Raw genomic sequence first — 26,163 nt, 5'->3', positions numbered from 1 at the left:
CCCGTTCCTGTCCTGGTCCAGCATGCAACCGCGTCGGCGGAAACCTGCGTTCCTTACCCTACCTAGGTTTCAATGATTTCGCCGGTGGTCATGTTGATGGCCGGAACCGTCCCGCCCGCAGTTTCCTCCGCATTGAAGTGGGATACGATGGCGCTGGCCAGGGACGGACCGATGCCTTTGGCGGCCGTGAGCTCAGCCTCGGTGGCAGACTTCACGCCCTTGATGGAGCCGAAGTGGGCCACCAGGGCCTTGCGCTTGGACTCCCCCAGGCCCGGCACCCCATCCAAGGCCGAGAGGGTCATGGCCTTGCCGCGCTTCTGCCGGTGGAAGGTGATGGCGAAGCGGTGCGCTTCGTCACGGATCCGCTGCAGCAGGTACAGGCCCTGGGACGTCCGGGGCAAGATCACCGGGAAGTCACTGTCAGGAAGCCAAACTTCCTCCAGGCGCTTGGCCAGGCCCACCACGTATACGTCGTCGATGCCGAGCTCCGCCAGCGCCCGGGCAGCGGCGTTCACCTGGGGCTGGCCGCCGTCCACCACCACCAGGTTCGGCGGGTAGGCAAATTTTGCCCGCGGCGCGGCTGTGGTGGTGTCAAGGACCGCGGCATCGCCCGCCGCATCCAGTGCCGCCTGGTGCCCCTTGAGTGCGGCGGCTTCAACCTGCGCCGACTTGTCCTGCACGTAATAGCGGAAGCGCCTGGTCAGGACATCGTGCATCGCAGCGGTGTCGTCCGCCGCCGCGGGCCCGGTGACGGAGAATTTGCGGTAGTCGGACTTCTTGGGAAGGCCGTCCTCCACCACCACCATGGAGGCCACCACGTTGGTACCTTGGACGTGGGAGACGTCATAGCACTCGATCCGCAGCAGCGGCACGGGCAGGTCCAGGGCTTCCTGCAACTCCTGGAGTGCCTGCGAACGGACTGTCAGGTCGCCTGCCCGCCGCGTCTTGTGCAGTTTCAGCGCGTGCTCGGCGTTCTCGCGGACCGTGGACATCAGCGCAGCTTTGTCGCCGCGCTGCGGCACCCGGATGTCCACCTTGGCTCCACGGAGGCCACCCAGCCATTCGGTCAGCTCGGCCGCGTTGCTGGGCGCCACCGGGACAAGGACTTCGCGCGGCAGCCGGCCATGGCTGTCGCTGTCCTCCCCGTAAACCTGCTGGAGCAGGTGCTCCACCAGGTCGGGAGTGGTGGAGTCTTCGACTTTTTCCACAACCCAGCCCCGCTGGCCACGGACCCGGCCGCCCCTGACGTGGAAGACCTGGACCGCGGCCTCGAGTTCGTCCTCGTGCAGGGCGAAGACATCGGCATCGGTGTCTTCGGCGAGCACTACTGCGTTGCGTTCAAAGACTTTCCGTAAGGCGGAGATGTCATCCCGGAGCCGGGCCGCACGCTCGTAGTCGAGAGTGGATACCGCTTCGGCCATCTGTTTTTCGAGTTTTGCGATGAACCGCTTGGCTTCGCCGCCCATGAAGGCACAGAAGTCCTCGGCCAGGGCGCGGTGTTCCTCCGGAGTCACCCGGCCGACGCAGGGCGCGGAGCACTTGTCGATATAACCCAGGAGGCAGGGCCGGCCGCTGGCCTGGGCCCGCTTGAGCACCCCTGCGCTGCAGCTGCGCACGGGGAAGACGCGCAGGAGCGTATCCATGGTTTCCCTGATGGCCCCGGCGGTATAGGGACCGAAGTAGCGGGTCCCCTTGCGTCGGTCGCCCCGCATTACCTGGACCCTGGGCAGCTTCTCGCTCATGGTCAGCGCCAGGTAGGGATAGGTTTTATCGTCGCGGAAAACGACGTTGAAGCGGGGCTTGAATTCCTTGATCCAGGTGTATTCGAGCTGCAGGGACTCCAGCTCGCTTCCCACCACGGTCCACTCCACGCTGCTGGCCGCATAGACCATTGCATGGGTCTTCGGCAGCAGGCCCGCCGGGTTCGCGAAGTAGGAGTTCAGGCGGGAGCGGAGGTTTTTTGCCTTGCCGACGTAGATGACCCGGCCATGGGGATCACGGAACCGGTACACCCCGGGGTTGGTGGGAATTTCACCCGTCTGAGGCCTGTAAGTTGCTGGATCTGCCACTACTTAATTCTACTGATCCTTAGTCCGTCGCCTTGCTCTGGTTGTAGCTGGTGGAACGTTCCTGGCCGCTGAGTTCGGCGATGGCGTCCATGATCCGGTCCGTCACCTGCCGGCGTGCCGGCAGTGAATGGTCCGGGCCGGTCTTGTCGAAGTACAGGGGTTCACCAACCTTCATGGTGAAATGATGCGGCTTAAAGCCCTTCTCACCGGCCGGCTGCAGGTTCTCCGTCCCGATCAGTCCAACGGGAATCACGGGAGCTCCGGTTGCCAGGGCGAGCCAGCCCACGCCCGTGCGCCCGCGGTAGAGGATACCGTCCCGTGAGCGTGTGCCTTCAGGGTAGATGCCAATGCCGTTGCCCGCCTCGAGGATGTCCAGAAGGGTTTTGAGTGCCTGGACACTTGCCGCCTGCTCGCCGCGTTCCACGGGGATTGAGCCCACAGACTCGAAGAACGACTTCATGACCTTCCCCTTCACGCCACCTGTGGTGAAGTACTCGGCCTTGGCGAAGAAGGCCACCGGTCGCGGCATCAGTGCCTGGACAATGACGCTGTCAAAGAAGGAAAGATGATTCGGGGCCACAATGAAGGGCCCCTCTTTGGGAACGTTTTCAAGGCCGACGACGGTGGGCCGGCAGGTGCCCGCGACGAGTCCGCGGAATGTCCAGCGGACCGCCTCAAACAATGCCATCGTTGCGCACCTCACTCATCGCAGCGGTGTGGATGGAATCGAGCCGTTCGATGGCATTGACCATTTCAGCAGTATCTTCCACCACCGTGATGGCACCGGCTACCTCCAGTTCGCCGTCGGGGGCGAAACCCCAACGCACGCCGATGCAGTCGAGCCCATTTGCGATGGCGCCGGCCACGTCCTGGGCGCGGTCCCCCACCATCACGGCGTGGTGGGTGGAAAGATCAGCCAGGGCGGCAGCAATGATGTCCGCTTTGCCGACAGGACCGTCGGTGGATGACTCGTCATCCAAGGATCCCCTGATCGTATGGAACAGGCCGGCGATGCCGTGGTGTTGCAACACGATGTGCGCCAGCCCTTCGGGTTTCTGGGTTGCGACGGCCACCGGCCTGCCCGCTTCCGCAAATCCCTCCAGCACAGCCTTGATCCCGGGGTAAAGGCGGCTCTGCGCAATGCCCGTCGCCAGGTAGTGCTGCCGGTATAGCCGGATGACGCTGGCCAGCTTCTCCGCCGGCACCATGGCAACACTGAGGAGCGAATCGCTGAGCTTGGGGCCAATCATTGCGGCCAGCAGGTCGGGGCTGGGAACCGGGAGGCCGGAGGCCACCAGAGCCGCCTCGATGCCGCCGGTTATTCCGCCTGCCGGATCGACAAGAGTGCCGTCCAGGTCAAAGATCACGGGCACTGTTGTTTGAGTCACCGGCTTAGTTTCTCACGACACCGCGCATGGCTGAAACTCGCATGCCCGACACGGCATACATGCATGTGGACGGGCACTCAGGCCAAAATCTCCGCGAGGAACGAGGCCGTGTGGCTCGTGGTGGAGTTCGCCACCTGCTCGGGGGTACCCGTAGCTACCACCTGGCCGCCTCCTGAGCCGCCGTCCGGGCCCAGATCCACGATCCAGTCGGCGCTCTTGATCACGTCAAGGTTGTGCTCGATGGTGATCACGGTGTTTCCCTTGTCCACGAGGCCTTGCAACACCATCAGGAGCTTCCGGATGTCCTCGAAGTGCAGGCCCGTGGTGGGTTCGTCGAGAACGTACACGCTGCGCCCGTTGGACCGCTTCTGCAATTCCGCCGCCAGCTTGACGCGCTGCGCCTCGCCACCTGACAGTGTGGTGGCGGGCTGCCCGAGCCGGACATAGCCCAGGCCAACGTCCACCAGGGTGTTCAGGTGGCGGGCGATGGGCGAGAAGGCTGCAAAGAACTCCGCTCCCTCCTCGATGGGCATGTTCAGGACATCGGCGATGGTTTTACCCTTGTAGTGGACCTCGAGCGTTTCCCGGTTATACCGGGCACCATGGCACACTTCGCACGGCACATAAACGTCCGGCAGGAAGTTCATCTCGATCTTGAGCGTGCCGTCACCTGAACAGGCCTCGCAGCGCCCGCCCTTGACGTTGAACGAGAACCGGCCCGGCAGGTAACCGCGGACCTTCGCCTCGGTGGTCTCCGCGAAAAGCTTGCGGATGTTGTCAAACACGCCGGTGTACGTGGCCGGGTTGGACCGGGGGGTGCGACCGATCGGGCTCTGGTCCACGTGGACCACCTTGTCGAGGTGCTCCAGGCCCTGGATGCTCTTGTGGCGTCCGGCAACCTGCTTGGCACCGTTGAGCTTGTTGGCCAGCACCTTGTAGAGGATCTCGTTGACCAGGGTGGACTTGCCGGAGCCGCTGACGCCGGTTACTGCGGTAAAGAGCCCCAGCGGGAACGCCGCATCCACGTTGACCAGGTTATTTTCCCGGGCGCCGATGACCTTGAGCTCGCGCTTCTTGTCGTATTTGCGCCGCTTTTTGGGAACGTCGATTTTCTTGCGGCCGGACAGGTAATCGCCGGTCAGTGAGTTGGTGTTCTCGAGCAGCTCCTTGTAGGAACCCGAATGCACCACCTGGCCGCCGTGCTCGCCGGCACCGGGACCGATGTCCACAATCCAGTCAGCCACATGGATGGTGTCTTCGTCGTGCTCCACCACTATGAGGGTGTTCCCCATGTCCCGCAGCCGGGTGAGGGTTTCGATGAGCCGGCGGTTGTCCCGCTGGTGGAGGCCGATAGAGGGCTCGTCGAGGACGTACAGGACCCCTACCAGTCCGGAGCCGATCTGCGTGGCGAGCCGGATGCGTTGGGCTTCACCGCCGGACAGGGTCGCGGAGGGCCGCTCGAGGTTGAGGTATTCGAGCCCGACGTCGAGCAGGAAGGTCAGCCGGGCTTGGATCTCCTTGAGCACCTGATGGGCGATCTGGGCTTCCCTGCCGGTCAGTACAAGGTTGTTCAGGAAGTCAGCGCAGGTTCGCATGGGCATGGCGGCGACGTCGGCGATGGACTTGCCATTGATCAGCACGGACAGCGAAGCGGGGTTCAACCGGGCGCCGTTGCAGGCCGGGCAAGGGATCTGCCGCATGTATTCTTCGTAGCGGTCGCGTGCCCATTCAGAATCCGTTTCGCCGTGCTTCCGGTGGACATACTGGATGGCGCCTTCGAAGCCGGTGCTGTACTTGCGTTCACGTCCGAACCGGTTCTTGTACTGCACCACCACCTTGTGGTCTTTTCCGTGCAGCACGGTCTGGCGGACGTCCTTGCCCAGCTTCTCCCAGGGCGTGACCATGGAGAAGCCCAGTTCCTTGGCCAGGCCTTCCAGCAGGCGGTTCCAATACTCAGTGGTGGCCGTTCCCAGTGACCAGGGCGCGATGGCACCTTCAGACAGCGACAGCTCCGGGTTGGGGACGATCAGGTCTTCATCCACCTCCAGCCGCGTGCCGATGCCGCTGCAGGCCGCGCAGGCACCGAACGGATTGTTGAAGGAGAACGAGCGCGGCTCGATCTCGTCGATGGCCAGGGGATGCTCGTTGGGGCAGGCCAGGTTCTCCGAGAAGGCCCGAAGCCTGCCAGGGGCGTCGGCATCCACGTCCACGAACTCCGCCAGCACGCGGCCTTCGGCGAGGCCCAGCGCCGTCTCGACCGAATCGGTGAGGCGCTGGCTGATGCCTTCCTTGACCACCAACCGGTCAACCACCACTTCGATGGTGTGTTTGAACTGCTTCCCGAGTTTCGGCGGCTCACTGAGCTGGATGAGCTCACCGTCCACCCTGGCGCGGGAGTAGCCCTTGGCGGTCAGTTCCTTGAAGAGGTCGACGAATTCGCCCTTGCGTCCCCGGACTACCGGCGCCAGGACCTGGAACCGGGTGCCATCTTCAAGCTCGAGCAGCTGGTCCACAATCTGCTGCGGTGTCTGCCTGGCGACGACCTCACCACAGACGGGGCAGTGCGGCCGTCCGACGCGCGCCCACAGCAAGCGCATGTAATCATAAATTTCGGTGATGGTACCCACCGTGGAGCGCGGGTTCTTGCTGGTGGACTTCTGGTCGATGGAAACGGCCGGAGAGAGCCCCTCGATGAAGTCGACGTCCGGCTTGTCCACCTGGCCCAGGAACTGCCGGGCGTAGGCCGACAGCGATTCAACGTAGCGCCGCTGGCCCTCGGCAAAGATGGTGTCGAACGCCAGGGACGACTTTCCGGATCCGGACAGCCCCGTGAAGACGATCATGGCGTCGCGGGGCAAGTCCAGGTCCACGTTCCGCAGGTTGTGCTCCCGCGCTCCCTTGACGACGAGGCGGGACAGGTCAGGGCGGGCAGGCGTGGCTCCGCCCTGGACAATGGTGACGGGGACGGATTCGACTGCTGTTTCTTCAGCTACGGCTTTAGGCACTTACTAATGCTAATCGAAAACTTCTTCGAATTTCCATGCGGGTAGGTCAGTGGGCGTCGTAGGCGGCCGCCAGCAGCTTGACTGCTTCGGCAAACGTGGCCCCCTGGGCCCTGGCCACCGACGCATAGATGTTGGCGGCGGCAGAGAGCGCATCCGACCGCTCATCACGCGCGCTGACGACGGTGCCGTTCCGGCCCTTGGTGGTCACCACGCCGGCTGCCTCGAGCTCCTTATAAGCACGTGCCACCGTGTGAGGGGCCACGTCAAGCAGTTCCGCCAGTGCACGGACCGCCGGGAGCCTGGTGCCCGGGGGCAGGTCACCGCTGTCCGCCAGGCGGATCACCTGCAGCCGGAGCTGTTCAAAGAGTGCCACCGTGCTGGCTTGGTTGGGCTTCCAGGTCCCCGGGAACGCAGCCACGGGAGTCACCGCCCTGCCTCCAGGGTTCCTGCCCGGCCGGCGAACTGGGCCTTGTACAGCCTTGCGTAATGGCCGTTGGCAGCCAGCAAGTTCTGATGGGTACCTTGCTCTGCGATGCGTCCGTGATCCATGACCAAGATTAGATCAGCGTCCCGCACCGTAGACAAACGGTGGGCTATGACAAAACTTGTCTTGCCTCGCCGCAATCTCTGCATGGCCTGCCGGATGAGCACTTCGATCCGCGAATCGACTGAACTCGTGGCTTCATCGAGGATCAGCACCCCACGGTCCGCGAGCTGCGCCCGGGCAATCGCGATGAGCTGGCGTTGCCCGTGGCTCAGCGGCTCGCCGCCGCTGTCCAGGACTGAGTCGTAGCCGGCCGGCATCGATCGCACGAAGTGGTCCAGGTGGCTGGCCTCCGCGGCCGCGATTACCTCAGCGTCTGTGGCGCCGGGCCGGCCGTACTCGATGTTCTCCCTGATGGTGCCGGCAAACAGCCAGGCATCCTGGAGCACTACCCCGAAACCCTCACGCAGGGTATCCCGGGGAATGGCGGCGATGTCTGTTCCGCCGATGGTGATCCGTCCTGCGCCAGGTTCGTAGAACCGCATGAGCAGGTTCACAATCGTGGTCTTACCGGCGCCGGTGTGCCCGACGATTGCCACGGTCTGGCCAGGCTCCACCGTAAACGTGAGGTCACGGATAACCGGTTCCTGCGCGTAGCCAAAGGTGACGTGGTCAAAAACGATGCGTCCGCCCAACCTGGCGTGTGGGCCGGCTTTTTCGGGCTCAGCAGGAATCTCTTCGGCGTCAAGGAGCTCGAAGACGCGGTGGGCCGAAGCCGCACAGGACTGAATGACGTTCAGCATGCCGCCGACCTGACTGACGGGCTGCGTGAACAAACGGCTGAATTGGATAAACGCCAGGATGCCGCCGATGGTCATGGCACCGAGGGTGACCTCGAACGCGCCCACCACTGCGACTGCAATGTAAGTCAGATTGGAAATCAGGATCATGAGCGGCTGCACCAGCCCCGAAGAATATTCGGCGAGGGCGGAGGCCCGGGCCAGGCGGGCGTTGCTCGCACGGAAGACCACCGCTGCCTGGTCTTGGTGTCCAAAGGCCATGATGACCTCATGGCCGGTGATGAATTCCTCCACGTGCGCATTCAGTGCGCCGGTTTCGGTCCACTGGCTCGCGAAATGTGCTTGGGATTTGCGGGCCACCAGAACCGTGATCAAGGTGGACACCGGCACTGAGACGAGGGCAATCAATGCAAGGAGGGGAGATATCCAGAGCATCATGGCCAAAGCACCGGACAGCATCAGAACGGAGATGATCAGTTGTGTCAGGACCTGGCTCAGCGACTGCGAGATGTTATCTATGTCGTTGGTGACCCGGCTCAGGACATCGCCGCGGGACTTCTCGTTAAAGTAGGTGGAGGGAAGCCGGTGCAGCTTTTCCTCCACCGCTGCGCGGAGGCTGTGCATCAGGCCCTGGACCGAGCCCGCGGTCAGCTTTCCCTGAATCCAGTTGAAAAGTGAAGCCCCGACGTACATCAAGGCGACGACTGCAAGCAGACGTCCCAGCCGCTCCTGCTCGAACACGCCGCTGTAAACCCCGTCGACCACGATATCCGTGGCATCACCGAGGTAGTTCGGGGCCGCCACGTTCAGGCCGGCAAAGCAGCATGTGGCTACTACAGCACCAAGCATCCGCCATCTGAACGGGTGCAGCAGGCTGAGCAGTCGGCGGGCAGCCGGCCAGAACGCTTTACTTCCTCCTCCCGCGAGCGGTCCGGTCACGGCAGGCTCTCCAGCGCCAATTGCGACTCGGCGATTTCCCGGTAGGTCGTGGAGGTTTCCAGCAGCTCAAGGTGGGTCCCCTGCGCGACCAGCCGTCCGTCGTCGAGCACCAATATCCGGTCCGCGCCCGCGACGGTGGAGATCCGTTCGGCGACCACGATTACGACGGCATCGGTCAGGGTGTCCGCCAGGGCGTCCCGGAGCCGGTTCTCCGTGCCGAAATCGAGCGCGGAAAAACTGTCATCAAAAAGGTAGATGGGCGCCTGCCGGACCAGTGCGCGGGCGATGCAGATACGTTGGCGCTGGCCGCCGGAGAGATTGGTTCCTCCTTGGCCGACTTCAGTGGCCATCCCGAGGGGCAGGTCGCGGACGAACCCTGCGGCCTGGGCCGTTTCCAATGCCTGCCACAACCGGCTGTCGCTGGCTGCAGGGTCGGCGATCCGCAGATTATGGGCGATGGTCCCGGTGAACAGATACGACCGCTGCGGAACAACAGCCATGGCCCGGCGGAGGACGTCCAACGGGACTGTACGGATATTCCGGCCGGCGATGGTGATGGTTCCGGCAGTGGCTTCAAGGAACCGGGGCAGCAGGCCGAGTAGCGTTGATTTGCCGCTGCCGGTTGAGCCAATGACGGCAACGGTGGTGCCGGGATTTGCGGTAAAGCTGATGTTTTGGAGCACCGGACTTTCGGCGCCCGGATAGGCGAAGCGGACATTCGTGAAGGTGATGCTGCCCCCGCCGATGGCTTCCCTGGCGTCCACCGTGTCGCTGCCGCTACCGCTCTGCGCGGCGTCCCTGACGGACGGTTGGGTGTTGAGTACCGCGTTGAGCCGTTCTGCACACGCCGCGGCACGCGGTGCCGTGGTCAGCACGTACATGGCCATCATGATGGCAAGAAGAATCTGCATGATGTAGGCGATGAAGGCTGTGAGGGCCCCGATGTTCATTTCTCCGGAAAACACCCGGTGTCCGCCGAACCACACCACCGCCACCGATGAGAGGTTCACCACGATCATAATGAGCGGAAGCATCGCGGCAATGAGCAGTGCTGACTGCAGGTTGTTTCCCGTCAGCTTTGTGTTTGCCCGGGCGAAACGGCGTGCTTCGTGTCCCTGCCTGACAAAGGAACGAATGACGTTGGCACCAATAATCTGCTCGCGCAGGATCTGCCCGGTCGCATCGAGCAACTCCTGGCCGTCGCGGTAGAGAGGCACCAGGCGCCGGACGATCAGGTACATGATGAGCAGGAGCACCGGCATGATGACGATGACAATGCTCGAAAGCACGATGTCCTGCTGCCAGGCAAGGTACACGCCGCCCACGGCCATGACCGGTGCCGCCATCAGCATGGTAAACACCAGGACGGCGAACGACTGGATCTGCTGGGTGTCGTTAGTTGCCCTGGTGACAAGGCTTTGGGCGCCAAAGCCTGCCACCTCCTGGGACGAAAGCGACTGAATCTTCGTGAAAACCTCACCCCTCAATTGTTGGCCGAGGGTCATAGCCACCACGGCACCGAGGTAGCCGGCGGCCACAGCCGCCGCCGCCTGGACGGCCGCCACTAAGGCCATCTCCGTGCCGAGCCGGAAAATTTCGGGGGTGTTCCCAGCCACGATGCCGTCGTCGATGATGGCGGCGTTGATGGTGGGCAGGAGCAGAATGCCAGCGGTCTGCACCAACTGCAGGGCAATGATGGCGGCAACCCGGCCCTTGTGGCCCGCCAGCAACCTCATCAATAAGGCGAAAAGCACTGCACCTCCTGGATTGGTGGGGAGACCGATGAGGTTGCGGCTTGCGGCCATCCCCAAGAGGCCGTAGGCACCTCGTCGGCGGCATCGACTTTCACTGCCGGTCACATGGCTATACGGGCTTTGTAAAGAACATCGATCGAATGGAGTTTAGGCGGTAAGTTGCTTTTGCGCTACGGCAAAGATCCGCCTGAAGGGGAAAACCGTGCCGTGGGGGGTCCCCGGGTAGGCAACCCGCAGCGCGGCAGCATATTCAGCCTCAAAGGCCCGGCCCTCCTCGACCGACAGGACCGCCAGCACCGGCCTCAGGGCCGTGCCGCGCACCCATTCGAGCACAGGGTCTGTTCCCGGGAGGACCTGCTGGTAGGTGGTCTCCCAAGCGTCCGCTGTACAGCCCGCGTCCAGCATGATGCGGAGATAGTCGGCCGGCTCCCCCACGGATTCCCCGCCGCGGAGTACGTCCTCCAAGAGGGGCCGCCAGCGGGCCGTGGCGGCCAGTTCGCGCATCAGGGTGTGGGAAGGGGCGTTGAAGTTTCCCGGCACCTGCATGCCGAACCACGTCCCGGGCCTCAGGGCCGCCAGCCAACGCTCCAGCATTTCCTGGTGCCCGGGCACCCACTGCAGCGCCGCGTTGGTGACCACCACGTTGGTTTCGGGTGTGGGCATCCAGTGGGCGATATCGGCGAGTCCAAAGGCCAGGCCGGGATGCCCTTCGGCCTGCGTGGCGGCCTTGGCCAGCATCTCGGCCGACGTGTCGAGCCCTACGACCTCTGCGTCCGGCCACCGCTGGGCAAGGGTGGCCGTCAGGTTCCCGGGTCCGCAGCCCAGATCCACCACATAGCGCGGCAGGTCGGCATGGATCCGGCCTGTCAGGTCAAAAAACGGCCGGTCGCGGTAGTCGCCGAACTGGACGTACTTCAGGGGATCCCACTTCACAGTTTCCTCCACGATCCGGTGCTGCCTGGCAGTACCGCGAGCCTAACCCCGTGGGGCCCGGATATCGGGCACGTGAGGGCACTAAGCTGGAAATCAATGAAACTCGTTGACCAGCTGCCTGTCCTGTCCGCCTCGAACCGCCCGGCCGCAGGCATCGACCCGGACGCGCTCTACAGCCGGTTCCTCGAATGGACCGAGAGCCGCGGCCTCGAGCTGTACGCGGCCCAGGACGAGGCCATTATGGAGCTGGCCACGGGCGCCAACGTCATTCTCGCTACGCCCACGGGGTCGGGTAAATCGCTGGTTGCCATCGCGGCGCATTTCCAGGCCATGGCACGGGGGCAGCGCAGCTATTACACGGCACCTATCAAGGCCTTGGTCTCCGAGAAATTCTTTGCGCTGTGCGACATCTTTGGCGCCGAAAACGTCGGCATGATCACCGGTGATTCAGGGGTCAACCAGGATGCGCCCATCATCTGCTGCACGGCAGAAATCCTCGCGAACATCGCCCTGCGAGAGGGCGAGGCCGCCGATCTTGGCTCGGTGATCATGGATGAATTCCATTTCTACTCTGACCCGCAGCGTGGCTGGGCGTGGCAGGTGCCCCTCCTGGAGCTTCCCCAGGCCCAGTTCCTCCTGATGTCCGCCACGCTGGGTGACGTCAGCCGCTTCGAGGAGGGGATCACCGAGCTCACGGGCCGCCCCACCACCACAGTCAGTTCGGCCGAGCGTCCCATTCCGCTGCACTACTACTATCACGAGACTCCGGTCCACGAGACGCTGGAGGAGCTGCTTTCCACCCGGCAGGTGCCCGTTTACGTTGTGCATTTCAGCCAGATCGAGGCCATTGACCGCGCCCAGACCCTGATGAGCATCAACGTCTGCACGCGTGAGGAAAAGGACAAAATCGCGGAGCTGATCGCCAATTTCCGTTTCGCCGCGGGGTTCGGCAAGACCCTCAACCGGCTTGTCCGCCACGGCATCGGCGTCCATCACGCCGGCATGCTGCCGAAGTACCGGCGGTTGGTGGAACAGCTCGCACAGGCCGGGCTGCTCAAGGTGATCTGCGGAACAGACACCCTGGGGGTGGGCATCAATGTGCCCATCCGTACCGTCCTGCTCACCGCGCTAAGCAAGTACGACGGCGTACGCACCCGGCTGCTCAACTCCCGGGAGTTCCACCAGATTGCCGGCCGGGCCGGTCGCGCCGGGTACGACACCGCGGGGACGGTGGTGGTCCAGGCGCCGGAGCATGTGACCGAGAACGTGAAAGCCATGGCGAAGGCCACGGCCAAGTTCGGCGATGACCAGAAGAAGCTTCGCCAGGTAGTCAGGAAGAAGCCGCCCGAGGGTTTCGTGTCGTGGGGCGAACCAACGTTCAAGCGGCTCGTCGAGTCCGTGCCGGATCCCTTGAGCTCGAGCTTCAGCGTCACGCACTCGATGCTGATGAACCTGATGGAACGGCCCGGGGACCCGTTCGCCGCGGCGCGACGGCTCCTGACCGAGAACCACGAGCCGCGATCCTCGCAGCTGCGGCTGATGAAACGCGCCCTGGGAATCTACCGTGAGCTCCTTGCCGCCGAGGTGGTGGAGCGCATTCCCGAGGCGGAACAGGGTGCAGACGGCAGGACGGTCCGGCTCACCGTCCACCTGCAGGCCAACTTTGCGCTGAACCAGCCGCTCTCGCCGTTTGCGCTGGCGGCACTGGAACTGCTTGACCCGGACTCGCCGTCGTACGCCCTGGACGTGGTATCCGTGATCGAGGCGACGCTCGAAAAGCCCCGGCAGATCCTGTCCGCCCAGCAGAAAAAGGCCCGTGGGGAAGCCATCGCGGCGATGAAGGCGGACGGCATAGAGTACGACCAGCGGATGGCGATGCTGGAGGAGGTTACTTACCCGCAGCCGCTCGCGGAAATGCTGGGCGAAGCATTCGAGGTCTACCGCAAGGCCGCACCATGGGTGGGCGACTTTGAATTGGCGCCCAAGTCAGTGGTCCGGGACATGTACGAACGAGCCATGAACTTCGGCGAGTTCGTCCAGTTTTACGGCCTGGCCCGTTCCGAAGGCATCATCCTGCGGTACCTCGCGGACTGCTTCAAGGCGCTGCGCCAGACCGTGCCGCAGGACATGCTGCGGGAGGATCTCGAGGACCTCATCGCGTGGCTTGGTGAACTGGTGCGGCAGGTGGACTCCAGCCTCCTGGACGAATGGGAGGAGCTGACCTCCGGCGCGGCACCCACCCCGCACGACGCTCCCCCTCCCCCGCCGCCGTCGCTGACCTCCAACATCCGGGCCTTCCGCGTGATGGTCCGCAACGAGATGTTCCGGCGCGTGGAACTGTTCGCCGACGAGGACGCGGCCGCGCTGGGTGAGCTCGACGCCGGCGCGGGCTGGGATGCCGACCGGTGGGAAGACGTCCTGGACGACTATTTTGACGAACACAACGACATCGGCACCGGGCCGGACGCCCGTGGCCCCGGGCTGCTCATCATCACCGAGGAACCGGGGCTCTGGAAGGTCCGGCAGATCTTCGACGATCCGGCCCGCAACCATGACTGGGGTATCTCAGCCGAGGTGGACCTGGCGGCGTCGGACGAAACCGGAACTGCCGTGGTCCAAGTCACCGATGTCAACCGGCTGTAAGTGATCGTGCCATGGACTCCGTTCCCGACCTGACCGCCAGCCTGCGGGTTTTGGACGCCTTGAGGTCCCAGCCTGCGGCGCAGTGCGAGGGACCGCGGCAGTGGTGGCACGGCCCGCTGGATGTTGAAGGCCTGGCCCTTGGCGCAGTCCAGGCGGCCGCCACGGCGCTGAACGCCCTGACGGCGGCTCCCGGGAGATATGCCGTGTCCGCAGGTTCCACGGCCGCTTCCTTCGATTCACTGGGGCACCTGCGGATCGCGGGCAAGAAAGCGGAAGGTTTCGCTGCGTTATCGGGGTTCCGCCCCACCTCGGACGGCTGGATCCGGCTCCATGCCAACTATCCGCACCACGCGGCCCGCCTCATGGCGGCGCTCTCCGCGGCCACACCACCGGACGTTGACCAAGCCCTCCTCCGCATGACGTCCCTCGGGGCGGAGGAGGCCATCACGGCGCACAACGGCGTGGCCGCTGCCGTCCGCAGGCGCGGGGATTGGCTGGCGACCCCCATGCACGCGGCGGCCGGCGCAGGGCCGTGGATCCGCATCTCCCGCCCGCCCGAACAGTCCGGACGACCCGAACAGTCCCGACGAGGCGTCGCGTTCCCGTCATGGAAGCCCTCGCCGGATCCCCGACGTCCACTGGCGGGGCTCAAGGTGCTGGATCTGACCCGCGTTATCGCCGGCCCCACCGCCACACGCCTGCTGGGAGCCCTCGGCGCCGATGTCCTGCGCGTCGACCCGCCGCACCTTCCGGAGCTGACCGATGCGTTCATTGACTCGGGCTTCGACAAACGCAGCGCAGTGGCGGACCTCCGGAATCCCGCGGCATTGGAGACCGTGAGGGGCCTCGTTGATTCCGCGGACGTGGTGGTGACCGGTTACCGGGACGGTGGGCTCGACCGGTTCGGTCTGGGGGCTGAGTCGCTGATGTCGGCCCGGCCCGGCCTTGTGGTGGTCACGCTCAGCGCCTGGGGTGACGGCGGCCCGTGGAACGGCCGGCGGGGTTTCGACAGCCTGGTGCAGGCAGCGTGCGGGATCGCTGCAAAGTACGGCCACACAGCCGGCAACGGGTGGATGCCCGGCGCACTCCCGGTGCAGGCCCTGGATCACGCTACGGGTTATGGCCTGGCGGCAGCAGCCCTCGCCTTGTTGGCCGAGAGGCGCAGCAGCGGAAATGGCGGAGTGGCCCGGCTGTCCCTGGCCCGGACCGCTGAGGAGTTGTTGCGGCTCCCGGACGTACGCGTCGCCGGTGGTAGCCTGCCTGAACCGGACTTTCACGTGCTGCAGGGCCCATACGGGAAGCTGCGCTTTGTGGGGCCACCCATTCTGGCGGACGGTGTGCCGCTTGGATATGCCGCGGGCCCGGTCCTGTACGGCAGCTCCCAGCTCCGGTGGCGGTAAGCAGGCCGGCGGCACCCTGTTCAACAGACCCCTTGTAAACTCGACCCATGAGTGTAATCCGCCCCGCCACCCGGCAAGACGTCCCCGCCATCCTGCAGATGATCCATGACCTGGCCATCTACGAGAAGGAACCGGACGCAGTCCGCAACACGCCGGAGATGCTGTCCGAGGCCCTGTTCGGCGAGAACCCCCGGGTGTTTGCCACCATGGCTGAAAACGCGGGGGGCGAGGTCCAGGGGTTTGCGCTCTGGTTCCTGAACTACTCCACGTGGGAAGGTGTCCACGGCATCTACTTGGAGGACCTCTACGTCAGCCCGCACGCCCGCGGCGAAGGCCACGGCAAGGCGCTCCTGAAGCACCTGGCCGCCACCGCCGTCGAAAACGGCTACGCCCGGGTGGAATGGAGCGTCCTGGACTGGAACGAGCCGTCCATCAACTTCTACCGCAGCCTTGGCGCCAATCCGATGGACGGCTGGTCCACCTTCCGGCTGACCGGCGACGCGCTGGAGAGCTTTGGCACCAACACGCCGGCAGCCGCACATGCCTGAACAGGACGGCGCCGCCGGAGCCCTACGCACGGTGCTCCCTGTCCGCCACAGTGTCAAGGCCCGCCACGAATTCCGGGGCATGCGCACCGCCGAGCACTACTTCACGGTGCCGCTGGACCATTTCGCGCCTGCAGCCGATGGCAGCGGCGCAGGGCCGGAGACCATCACTGTCTTCGCCCGGGAGTACGTCTCCTCGGACCACTCCGGTGCTGAGGCCGAAGACCTTCCATGGCTGCTCTTCCTCCAGGGCGGTCCCGGCGGCCGCGGCAACAGACTGGCTTCGCTGGGCGGCTGGAGCAAGGCAGCCGCCCGGGAATTCCGGATCCTCATGCTGGACCAGCGCGGCACCGGCCTTTCCGCACCCATCGACCGGAACTCCTTGCCGGTCCGGGGAACGGCCGAGGCACAGGCTGCCTATCTGGAACACTTCCGCGCCGACTCCATCGTGGCCGATGCGGAACTCATCCGTGCAGCGTTCGGCTCCGGGCCTTGGAGCATCTACGGACAAAGCTATGGCGGATTCTGCGCGCTCACGTACCTTTCCTTCGCCCCGGAAGGTGTCAAGGAGGCCCTCATCACTGGAGGCCTGGCGCCGCTGGGCGGGCCTGCGGACGACGTCTACCGCGCCACTTTTAGTCGCGTCGCGGCGCGTAACACCGAATACTTTGAGTGGTATCCGGAAGACCGCCTGGCCGTGGAGCGGATTGCCGACCACCTGCGCCTCACCGAAGAGTTCCTTCCCGACGGCGGCAGGCTGACGGTGGAACGCTTCCAGATGGTGGGCGCCTTTCTCGGCGGAAACACCCGCGTGGACGGCCTGCACTACCTCCTCGAGGGAGCCTTCACTGACACGCCGGAGGGACCCAGGCTGTCCGATACATTTCTGGACCAGGTGGAGGGAATAGTGTCGCGCCGGAGTAATCCGCTCTATGCCCTGATGCACGAGTCCATTTACGGTCAGGGCGAGCCCACCGATTGGGCCGCCTGGCGCGTATTGGACGAGTATCCGGAATTCCGCCCCGATGCGCAGCCGCTGCTGCTGACCGGCGAGATGGTGTACCCGTGGTACTTCGAGCAGGACCCGGCGCTGGAACCACTCCGGGACGTGGCCCAGTTGCTCGCCGCCAAGCCTGACTGGAAGCCGCTGTATGACCGCAATCGCTTGGCCGCCAACACCGTTCCTACGGCCGCCGCGGTCTACCGCGACGATATCTACGTGGACCGTGAACTGTCGCTGGAAACCGCTGCCGCCGTGCGCGGCCTCCAGGTCTGGGAGACGGCCGAGTTCCACCACGACGGCATCTCCGACGACGGCGAAGCCATCTTCAGCCGCCTCCTGGCGATGGTGCGCCCGGCCGGCACCACGGCTGGCGGCTGACTCGGAAGCACATGCGGCCGCTCAGCCGCCGACAGGACCGGCCGCTGAGCTGGGCAAGGAGCATAGTCCTCACCGGTCTGCTCCTACAGGGGAATTAACGCCAGCAGTCCCGGCCGCTGGGCGACCGGGACTGCTGTGACCATGCACGGCGTACTGACTACTCGGAGTCGCTGAGGCTCTTCCGGGCGTCTTCCTCGAGGCGCGGGTCCATCGGGGCTGCCTCAGCCTTGGAGCTCATGAGGCTGGCGATGACGGCAACGATGATGGTGCCGACAATAACGGCCAGGGAGACAAAGGTGGGGATCTCCGGAGCCCATTCGATGTGGTTGCCACCGTTGATGAACGGGAGTTCGTTCACGTGCATCGCGTGCAGTACCAGTTTCACACCGATGAACGCGAGGATGAAGGACAGTGCATGCTTCAGGTAGATGAGGCGGTTCATCAGCCCACCGAGAAGGAAGTAGAGCTGGCGCAGGCCCATCAGCGCGAACAGGTTCGCAGTAAACACGATGAACGGGCTCTGCGTGAGGCCGAAGATCGCGGGAATGGAGTCCACTGCAAAGAGGAGGTCGGTCAGGCCGATGGTGACGAACACGACCAACATCGGAGTGAAGACCTTCTTGCCGTCCACCGTGGTGCGCAGCTTGCCTTCGTCAAACTTCTCCGACATGGGGATGACTTTGCGAATCTGGGCGATGAGCGGGTTTTCCTTGTCCTCTTCGTCCTCGCCTTCATCCTGGGCCTGCTTCCACGCGGTCCAGAGCAGGAACGCGCCGAAGATGTAGAAGACCCAGCTGAACTGCTCAATAACGATTGCGCCGAGGAGAATGAAGATTCCGCGCAGGATCAAGGCAATGATGATGCCCACCATCAGGACTTCCTGCTGGTATTTCCGGGGTACGGAGAACCTGGCCATGATGATGATGAAGACAAACAGGTTGTCGATGCTGAGGCTGTATTCGGTGACCCAGCCGGCAACGAACTGGCCGCCGTGTTCAGCGCCCGTGAAGGCGAACATGGCGCCGGCGAACACCAGGGCCAGGCTGACGTAGAAAGCCACCCACAGGCCGGCTTCCTTCATGGACGGTTCATGCGGGCGCCGGACAACAAGCAGAAGGTCCAGGAGAATAATCAGGCCGAGGACCACAAAGGAGCCGACCTCAAACCACACGGGTAAATCGAGCACAGGTAGCCTTTCGCAGGGCACAGAGAAATGGTGTAAGTCTCTCCGGCCGGCCTGTGCACTTGGTGCTGAATTGGCGACCCGCTACGCCCGGCCAGGCAACCATGCCTGGCGTGTTGACGATCGTAGCACTTGGGATACTCCCCTACGTGGGGTTAACTCTACAGCAGGCACGCGAATCCGCCGGACTAAATCCGTGCGTTGATGCCGGCGAGTCAGGTGGCCCTAGGCGTGGCCGGCCGCCTGCATTTGCCGGAGCTCCTTCTTCAGTTCACTGACCTCGTCCCGGATCCTCGCGGCCACCTCGAACTGCAGCTCGGCTGCGGCGCCGTGCATTTGCTCGGTCAGCTGTTCAATGAGGCCCACGAGGTCTTCGGCCGGGGCAGCGGCGAGGCCATCCTTGCGGACTTGGGCTGCGCCCTTGGCCGCAGACTTCCCGCGCTTCGCGCCCTTGGCCAGGCGGTTGTTGTTGAGGAGCTCCTGCGTGTCCGCATCTTCCTTGGCCAGCTGATCGGTGATATCCGCGATCTTCTTCCGCAACGGCTGCGGATCGATGCCCTTTTCCGTGTTGTACGCCACCTGGATGGCGCGGCGCCGATTGGTCTCATCAATGGCGTGTGCCATGGAGTCGGTGATGCGGTCCGCGTACATGTGAACTTGTCCGGAGACGTTTCGGGCGGCGCGGCCGATGGTCTGGATCAACGACGTGGAGGACCGCAGGAAGCCTTCCTTGTCCGCGTCCAGGATGCTCACCAACGACACCTCGGGCAGGTCGAGGCCTTCGCGGAGGAGGTTGATGCCCACCAAAACATCAAAGACGCCCATTCGGAGTTCGCGGAGCAGTTCCACCCGGCGGAGCGTATCGACGTCGGAATGCAGGTACTCTACCTTGATGCCATGGCCCAGCAGGTAGTCCGTGAGGTCCTCGGCCATGCGCTTGGTGAGGGTGGTGACCAGGACGCGTTCATTCTTCGCCGTCCTGGTCTTGATCTCACCGAGAAGGTCATCGATCTGGCCCTTGGTCGGCTTGACCACCACCTCGGGGTCGATCAGGCCGGTGGGCCGGATGATTTGCTGCACAAAGCCGTCGGCCTTGCCGAGCTCGTACTTGCCCGGGGTGGCCGAGAGGTAGACGGTCTGGCCCACGCGTTCGAGGAACTCATCCCATTTAAGGGGGCGGTTGTCCATGGCAGACGGCAGCCGGAAGCCGAAGTCCACGAGGTTGCGCTTGCGGGACATGTCGCCTTCGTACATGGCGCCGATCTGCGGCACGGTGACGTGGGATTCGTCGATCACCAGCAGGAAGTCGTCCGGGAAGTAGTCCAGGAGACAGTGTGGAGCGGTCCCGCGGGCGCGCCCGTCGATGTGTGACGAGTAGTTTTCGATGCCGTTGCAGAAGCCCATCTGCTGCATCATTTCAAGGTCATAGGTGGTGCGCATGCGGAGCCGCTGGGCCTCCACGAGCTTGTTCTGGCTCTCCAGGACCTGCAGCCGTTCAGCGAGCTCGTCCTCGATCCGCTTGATGGCGCGGGCCATCCGCTCGGGACCGGCCACATAGTGCGAGGCCGGGAAGACGTACATCTCCTCTTCGTCCCGGATCACTTCGCCGGTCAGCGGGTGAAGTGTGTGGATGTTCTCAATCTCATCCCCGAAGAACTCGATCCGGATGGCCAGTTCCTCGTACATCGGAATGATCTCCACGGTGTCGCCACGGACCCGGAACGTGCCACGATGGAAGTCCATGTCGTTGCGGGCGTACTGCATGGAGACGAATTTCCTGAGCAGGTCGTCGCGGTTCATCTCGGCACCCTTGCGGAGCGTGACCATTCCCGCGATGTACTCTTCCGGGGTGCCCAGGCCGTAGATGCAGGACACGGTGGCGACCACGATGACGTCACGTCGGGTCAGCAGGGCGTTAGTGGCGGAGTGCCGTAGCCGTTCGACTTCCTCGTTGATGGAGGAGTCCTTCTCGATGAAAGTGTCCGTCTGCGCGACGTACGCCTCGGGCTGGTAGTAGTCGTAGTAGGAGACGAAGTACTCCACTGCGTTGTTGGGCAGCAGTTCCCGGAATTCGTTGGCGAGCTGCGCCGCGAGGGTTTTGTTCTGCACCATCACCAGGGTGGGCCGCTGGACCTGTTCTATGAGCCAGGCAGTGGTGGCGCTCTTGCCGGTACCGGTGGCGCCGAGCAGGACAACGTCCTTTTCGCCGTTCTTGATGCGCTCCGTCAGTTCGGTGATGGCGGCGGGCTGGTCACCGGCGGGCTGGAATTCGCTGATGACCTCAAAGGGGGCCACGAAACGGTTGATCTCCTGCGCAAGGCTCATGCATCTAATCTACAACCGGGGACCGACAGCAAGGCCCGGATCCGTTACAGGCGAACAGCCCGGTTCAGGGGCTGGGACTTTCGGAGACGTACGACGGCGGCTGCCAGCCTGTGTGCGCAGCCCACGCATCCATGCGCGGCCACGCTACTTCCGTGAACCATGGCTCCTTCGCCTCAGCGTAGGCGTGGGTGCCTTTGGTCTCGGCAATCTGTTCGGTCAGGGCGCGTTTATGCCCGGCATACAACGCGGCGGCTTCGGGGTCGCTCCTGAGCCAGTCGCGGAACAGCAGCGCGTACCGCCAACCGGACGATCCGGCCGGCCTGACATGCAAGTTCACGGCACGGCCGGGGTCCGCGTTGGCGTGGAACCGTTTCTCCCAGTCCGCCCGGTCCGATGCAGGCGGCTTCGGGGTGTCGAAGTTGGCCCCCTGCACGGCCGGGAACCCGGCATCCGACAGCAGCGGCGCTATCCTGTCCGCGACATCGAGGCCTGCCACGGTCACTTGGAGATCGATCACGTCTTTGGCTGCCAACCCCGGCACCGCGGTAGAGCCAATATGGTCAACGGACAGAATGTCATCTGGTGCTGCGGCCAAGACCCGGGCTCGGAGCCGTGCAGCCTGGGCCGCCCAGCCAGCCTGCGGCGGCGACAAGACGGCTGAGCCTGCCCGGGCCGCCCTGACACCGCGCCGGAGATTGTCCGCGAACGGCACCAACCGTTCGGCCCAGAGCCTGTCCACGCGCGCCAGCAGCGCATCCACGGAGCCCGAATTGTCCAGAACCACGTCCGCCGCCGCCAGCCGGTCGGCACGCGTGGCCTGCGCCGCCATACGTGACAAAGCCTGGTCCCGGGTCATTCCCCTGTGGTCGAGCATGCGGGCGATGCGGACGTCGTCGGGTGCATCCACCACCAGCACCAGATGGAACGTGCCGGCTTGGCCCGACTCCACGAGCAGCGGTATGTCCTGGACCACGATGCCGCCGGCCGGTGCCTGGTCGATGAGGCGGTTCGCTGCCTCGCGGACCAGCGGGTGAACTATACCGTTGAGCACGGCCAGCTGAGGGGGATTGCCAAAAACCACAGATCCAAGCCTGGCGCGGTCAAGCCGGCCGCCGGCGTCGAGCATGTCCGCCCCGAAAGCCTCCACCACCCTGGCCAGGCCTCGCGTACCGGGCTCAACCACGTCCCGGGCAAGGGCGTCTGCATCCACCAGCACAGCCCCCAGCTCAGCCAGGCGCGAGGCCACCACTGACTTCCCTGAGGCGATGCCGCCCGTCAGACCAATCTTCAGCACGCCATCAGCCTACTAGGGCCACGCTGCCGGGGGCCCCTGGCCGGGCGCAGCGAGTTGAGGGGACGGTGGGAATAGACTTGGGCCGTGCAGAAGCAAGAGCAGGAGAGCCGGGTAACCTCGTACACCGCACTCGCGGCAGGTCCGGATTTCCGGCACGAGATTGAGATCAAGAGGTCCAGGTTCATCACGGTGCTGCGCCGCGCCGACAACGAGGACACCGCCCGGGACCTCGTGGCAGGGTTGCGGCGCGAATTCCACGACGCCCGCCACCACTGCTCAGCCTTCGTCTTAGGACCGGACCGGGACATCCAGCGTTCCAATGACGACGGCGAACCCTCCGGCACGGCGGGTATCCCCATGCTGGAAGCGATTCTCAAGCGGGAAACCGCACCGGAGGTGACGGACCTTAGCGACGTCAGCGCCGTCGTCGTGCGCTATTTCGGTGGCATCCTGCTGGGTGCCGGTGGCTTGGTGCGCGCCTATTCGGAATCGGTGTCCGCTGCCCTTGACCGGGCACCGCTGGTTCGGCGCCGCCGGCTGCGGATCTGTTCGGCATCCGTGCCCCACTCCGCCGCTGGCCGGCTGGAGAACGATCTGCGGGCGGCGGGGTTCGTCATGGCGGAAACCAGTTACGGCGCCCGGGAGACCGTGCTGCGGGTGGCAATCCCTGATAACGCGGCGGAACTTTCGGCTGCCGCGGAGCGCACGCTTTCGTTTACTGCCGGAACAGTGGAGCTCACGCCCGGCGGGACGGAGTGGCTCGATGTCCCGCACCCCTGAGGTCCGCGCGGCTGACGTGGGCCCCGCTGACGTGGGCCTGGTGGACGTGGACGACTCGGTGCTGGAAAAACTCCTCGAACTGGCGAAACACGACGCCTCCCCGGACGAGGTTGCTCCCCCGCTGGGCGGCCCGGGATGGAATCCAGAGCGTACGGCGTGGTTCCTCAACTACCATCGCGCTGCCTCTGGGCTGGACGGGGATACCGGGGAAAAGACCTGGGGCATTGTGGCTGGCGGGAGCCTTGCGGGGTCCATCCGCCTCCGCCGCCTGGAATCAGGCAGTGCGGAGCCATACCGTGCCGGGGCTGCTGGGGAAACGGGTATCTGGCTGGGGCGGAGCTTCCGCTCCCACGGCATCGGAAGCGCCGCGATGCGCCTCGTCCTGGCGAAGGCCCGCGAATCCGGCCTCTCCCGGGTGATGGCCCGCACCTTGGCCGGCAACCTCGGCGCCCAGCGTCTCCTTGCCGGCGCCGGGGCCAAACTGACGCACCACGACGACGGGACGGTTCGGGCCGAGGTCATCCTGTAGCCCGGGGTTAAACACATCGGGCCCCCGCTTTCGCAGGGGCCCGCTGTGTTGGCCCGGGAAACCGGGCCGGTGGCAATTAGTTGCCGGTCAGCTTCTCGCGCAGAGCGGCGAGTGCCTCGTCGGATGCAAGCGTGCCTGCACCGGCGTTGGACTCAGCAGCAGGCTCCGAGGAGTAGCTGGTGGTGCCGGAATCGCTGTCACCGGACGTTGCAGCTGCAGCGTCGTCGGCAGCGTGCTGGGCAACCTGCTTCTTGTGTGCTTCCCACTTGGTCTGAGCGTCAGCGTACTGCTGCTCCCAGGCGGCGCGCTGGTTCTCGTAGCCTTCAAGCCACTCGTTGGACTCCGGATCGAAGCCCTCCGGGTACTTGTAGTTACCCTCTTCGTCGTACTCAGCGGCCATGCCGTAGAGAGCCGGATCGAATTCGGTGCTGTCGGCGTCGACGCCCTCGTTGGCCTGCTTGAGGGACAGCGAGATGCGGCGGCGTTCCAGGTCGATGTCGATGACCTTGACGAACAGCTCGTCACCAACGGAGACAACCTGCTCGGCCAGTTCAACGTGGCGGACAGCCAGCTCGGAGATGTGCACGAGGCCTTCGATGCCGTCTTCGACGCGAACGAACGCACCGAACGGAACCAGCTTGGTGACCTTACCCGGAACAACCTGGCCCAGGGCGTGGGTGCGGGCGAAGGTCTGCCACGGATCTTCCTGCGTAGCCTTGAGCGACAGGGAAACACGCTCGCGGTCCAGGTCGACCTCGAGAACCTCGACGGTGACTTCCTGGCCAACTTCGACAACCTCGGACGGGTGGTCGATGTGCTTCCAGGACAGCTCGGAAACGTGAACCAGGCCGTCTACGCCGCCCAGGTCCACGAAGGCACCGAAGTTGACGATGGAGGAAACGACGCCGGGACGGACCTGGCCCTTTTCCAGCTTGTTGAGGAACGTGGAGCGGACCTCGGACTGGGTCTGCTCGAGCCATGCACGGCGGGAGAGGACCACGTTGTTGCGGTTCTTGTCCAGCTCGATGATTTTGGCTTCGATCTGCTGACCGATGTACGGAGCCAGGTCGCGCACACGGCGCATCTCGACGAGGGATGCGGGCAGGAAGCCGCGCAGACCGATGTCGAGGATAAGACCACCCTTGACAACCTCGATGACGGTACCGGTGACAACACCGTCTTCTTCCTTGACCTTCTCGATGTCGCCCCAGGCGCGCTCGTACTGAGCACGCTTCTTGGAGAGGATCAGACGGCCTTCTTTGTCTTCCTTGGTGAGCACCAGGGCTTCGACCTGATCGCCAACGGAGACGACGTCTCCGGGATCAACGTCGTGCTTGATGGACAGCTCGCGGGAGGGGATGACACCTTCGGTCTTGTAACCGATGTCGAGCAGAACTTCATCGCGGTCGACCTTGACGACGGTACCTTCGACGAGGTCTCCGTCGTTGAAGTACTTAATCGTGGCGTCGACTGCTGCGAGGAAGTCCTCAGCGGTACCGATGTCGTTAATCGCGACTACGGGGGTACCGGGCTTCTCGGTGGAGGTGATGGTCATGTAGTAGGGGCTCCGTTGTGGATAGTTAGTTGGTCAGGCCAACCACTGCATCCGCGTTATGGAACGCAGGCACAGATTGCGGCGGATCACGGAGATCCGCCGGGTCATCCTGATTTTGTGGATTGGTGTTTATTAACTGCAGAGAACGCGCACGTAGTACGCGCCCACTTATTCTAGTCGCAGCGGCCAACACGGGTCAAAGTCAGGGCAGGTCATAATGCAGGACCGCCCCCAGTTTTGCAAACGTTGCACCCTGGCCCAGGAGCCGGGGCAGGGCCTGCGCAAGCCCTGCGGCGGTGCCGCTGCCAGGCTTGTTGAAGTGGGCAATAACAATGTCCCCGTTCCGGGCCTTGCCGACCTCGGCCGCCACGGTGGACGGTGCGAAGGTGGCGCCGCCGTCACCATTGATGGAGAAATTTACGGGCACGACGCCCAGGCGGCGCGTGATGGCCGCCGCAACGTCGTCGTAATACGCCGTTCCGGGCCGGAAGAACGCCGGGACGTGGCCTATCACGTCCTGGAGGACAGCCTGGTTTCCCATGACCTCGTCATAGACCTGGCCTATGTCCGTTGTTCCTGTGATGCCATAGGCCGATTTCCCGCTGACGGATAGCGGACGATGCAGGAATCCATGGTTTGCGAGTTCAAAAAGGGGGTCTCGGGCCAACTCCGCTGTCAGCGCCGGGTTCGCCTTGATCCACCGTTCGTTGAGGAACAGGGTGGCCGGCACATTGAGCTTCCGCAGGGTCGTCAGCAGCTGTTGATCGCACGCGGTGCCGCCCTGGCCTCCGCAGGCATCGAGCGTCAGCGCTATGTCCCGAGCGGGCGACTTGCCCACGGTGCCAGTCACCTGCAGCCCCCACTCTTGGGGTTTGCGCGACCCGAATTCGGCAATGATCTGTTGCTTCGTCGGTGGCGCCGGACGGTAGGGCTCATCCGTAGGGGCTTCCGCCGGGGCCGTACGTGAGGGCGCGGCAGCCGCCGGATCCACAAGGGTCAATGCTTCCGGTGTTGGGGGCACTTCCTCCTGCGCGGTGCCGGGGGTGACCGTGCACCCCGAGAGCGCTACTGACGCCAACCCGGCCATTCCGAGCAGCAAGGACCGGCGCCCGGGCATTTTCCGCGCGGGGATGTCCCCCATTGGTATTCCTTCGAT

General features: G+C 64.4%; 19 protein-coding genes. 6 read left to right on the top strand and 13 right to left on the bottom strand.

The genetic code is table 11. The features are described 5' to 3' along the window. Window positions 1-62 precede the first annotated feature (62 nt). From uvrC to AB4Y73_RS07920, 8 genes are all read right to left on the bottom strand, one after another. A complete protein-coding gene (gene uvrC / locus AB4Y73_RS07955; protein ID WP_441870630.1) occupies window positions 63-2,069 on the bottom strand; it encodes an excinuclease ABC subunit UvrC in 2,007 nt (668 codons plus the stop codon). Window positions 2,070-2,088: 19 nt separating this feature from the next. After that, entirely contained in the window at window positions 2,089-2,757 is a 669-nt protein-coding gene (locus AB4Y73_RS07950; protein ID WP_441870628.1) for a lysophospholipid acyltransferase family protein, read from the bottom strand. Then, a complete protein-coding gene (locus AB4Y73_RS07945) occupies window positions 2,744-3,457 on the bottom strand; it encodes an HAD hydrolase-like protein (RefSeq protein ID WP_441870626.1) in 714 nt (237 codons plus the stop codon). The genes AB4Y73_RS07950 and AB4Y73_RS07945 overlap by 14 nt, the downstream gene beginning before the upstream one ends. 77 nt (window positions 3,458-3,534) lie before the next feature. Continuing rightward, window positions 3,535-6,462, bottom strand: a complete 2,928-nt coding sequence (gene uvrA, locus AB4Y73_RS07940) for an excinuclease ABC subunit UvrA (protein ID WP_441870624.1) — start codon at window positions 6,460-6,462, stop codon at window positions 3,535-3,537. 46 nt (window positions 6,463-6,508) lie between these two features. After that, window positions 6,509-6,889 carry a GntR family transcriptional regulator gene (locus AB4Y73_RS07935; RefSeq protein WP_441870622.1) on the bottom strand — a complete coding sequence of 127 codons (381 nt, stop codon included), beginning with the start codon at window positions 6,887-6,889 and terminating at the stop codon, window positions 6,509-6,511. After that, a complete protein-coding gene (locus AB4Y73_RS07930; RefSeq protein ID WP_441870874.1) occupies window positions 6,886-8,595 on the bottom strand; it encodes an ABC transporter ATP-binding protein in 1,710 nt (569 codons plus the stop codon). The genes AB4Y73_RS07935 and AB4Y73_RS07930 overlap by 4 nt, the downstream gene beginning before the upstream one ends. Window positions 8,596-8,681: 86 nt before the next feature. Beyond that, window positions 8,682-10,421, bottom strand: a complete 1,740-nt coding sequence (locus AB4Y73_RS07925) for an ABC transporter ATP-binding protein (RefSeq protein ID WP_441870871.1) — start codon at window positions 10,419-10,421, stop codon at window positions 8,682-8,684. 165 nt (window positions 10,422-10,586) lie between these two features. Next, window positions 10,587-11,372 (bottom strand): trans-aconitate 2-methyltransferase, encoded by a 786-nt coding sequence (locus AB4Y73_RS07920; protein ID WP_441870620.1) that lies wholly within the window; start codon window positions 11,370-11,372, stop codon window positions 10,587-10,589. Between the two features lie 96 nt (window positions 11,373-11,468). Between AB4Y73_RS07920 and AB4Y73_RS07915 the strand changes: the two genes are divergently transcribed. The 4 genes from AB4Y73_RS07915 to AB4Y73_RS07900 are packed head-to-tail and all read left to right on the top strand — an operon-like array spanning window position 11,469 to window position 17,341. Then, entirely contained in the window at window positions 11,469-14,015 is a 2,547-nt protein-coding gene (locus AB4Y73_RS07915; protein ID WP_441870618.1) for a DEAD/DEAH box helicase, read from the top strand. 11 nt (window positions 14,016-14,026) lie between these two features. Further along, on the top strand, window positions 14,027-15,415 hold the full coding sequence (locus AB4Y73_RS07910) for a CoA transferase (RefSeq protein WP_441870616.1): 1,389 nt from the start codon (window positions 14,027-14,029) through the stop codon (window positions 15,413-15,415). Window positions 15,416-15,462: 47 nt separating this feature from the next. Then, a complete protein-coding gene (locus AB4Y73_RS07905) occupies window positions 15,463-15,963 on the top strand; it encodes a GNAT family N-acetyltransferase (RefSeq protein ID WP_441870614.1) in 501 nt (166 codons plus the stop codon). After that, complete coding sequence (locus AB4Y73_RS07900; RefSeq protein WP_441870612.1) at window positions 15,956-17,341, top strand: alpha/beta fold hydrolase; 1,386 nt, start codon at window positions 15,956-15,958, stop codon at window positions 17,339-17,341. Before AB4Y73_RS07905 ends, AB4Y73_RS07900 begins: the two co-directional genes overlap by 8 nt. 157 nt (window positions 17,342-17,498) lie before the next feature. On the opposite strand, the gene AB4Y73_RS07895 is transcribed toward AB4Y73_RS07900, so the two are convergent. The 3 genes from AB4Y73_RS07895 to coaE form a co-directional block, all read right to left on the bottom strand. Next, window positions 17,499-18,527 (bottom strand): TerC family protein, encoded by a 1,029-nt coding sequence (locus tag AB4Y73_RS07895; RefSeq protein ID WP_441870610.1) that lies wholly within the window; start codon window positions 18,525-18,527, stop codon window positions 17,499-17,501. A 222-nt stretch (window positions 18,528-18,749) separates the two neighbouring features. Then, window positions 18,750-20,849, bottom strand: a complete 2,100-nt coding sequence (gene uvrB, locus AB4Y73_RS07890; RefSeq protein WP_441870608.1) for an excinuclease ABC subunit UvrB — start codon at window positions 20,847-20,849, stop codon at window positions 18,750-18,752. Between the two features lie 64 nt (window positions 20,850-20,913). After that, window positions 20,914-22,143: a dephospho-CoA kinase gene (coaE, locus tag AB4Y73_RS07885; protein WP_441870606.1), complete on the bottom strand. Its 1,230-nt coding sequence runs from the start codon at window positions 22,141-22,143 to the stop codon at window positions 20,914-20,916. A gap of 84 nt (window positions 22,144-22,227) precedes the next feature. On the opposite strand from coaE, the gene AB4Y73_RS07880 reads away from it, so the two are divergent. Beyond that, window positions 22,228-22,923 (top strand): IMPACT family protein, encoded by a 696-nt coding sequence (locus AB4Y73_RS07880; protein WP_441870604.1) that lies wholly within the window; start codon window positions 22,228-22,230, stop codon window positions 22,921-22,923. Next, a complete protein-coding gene (locus AB4Y73_RS07875) occupies window positions 22,907-23,452 on the top strand; it encodes a GNAT family N-acetyltransferase (RefSeq protein WP_441870602.1) in 546 nt (181 codons plus the stop codon). Before AB4Y73_RS07880 ends, AB4Y73_RS07875 begins: the two co-directional genes overlap by 17 nt. Window positions 23,453-23,528: 76 nt before the next feature. Here the strand turns inward: AB4Y73_RS07875 and rpsA are convergent, their stop codons facing one another. Further along, complete coding sequence (rpsA, locus tag AB4Y73_RS07870; RefSeq protein WP_190989028.1) at window positions 23,529-25,007, bottom strand: 30S ribosomal protein S1; 1,479 nt, start codon at window positions 25,005-25,007, stop codon at window positions 23,529-23,531. A gap of 202 nt (window positions 25,008-25,209) precedes the next feature. Further along, window positions 25,210-26,148: a polysaccharide deacetylase family protein gene (locus AB4Y73_RS07865; protein WP_441870600.1), complete on the bottom strand. Its 939-nt coding sequence runs from the start codon at window positions 26,146-26,148 to the stop codon at window positions 25,210-25,212. Window positions 26,149-26,163 lie beyond the last annotated feature (15 nt).

The organism is Pseudarthrobacter sp. TAF60_1 (genome assembly GCF_052113505.1).
Taxonomy (GTDB): Bacteria; Actinomycetota; Actinomycetes; order Actinomycetales; family Micrococcaceae; genus Arthrobacter.
Note: the sequence above shows the minus strand (reverse complement) of the source record. Positions and strands in the feature narration are given on the sequence as shown.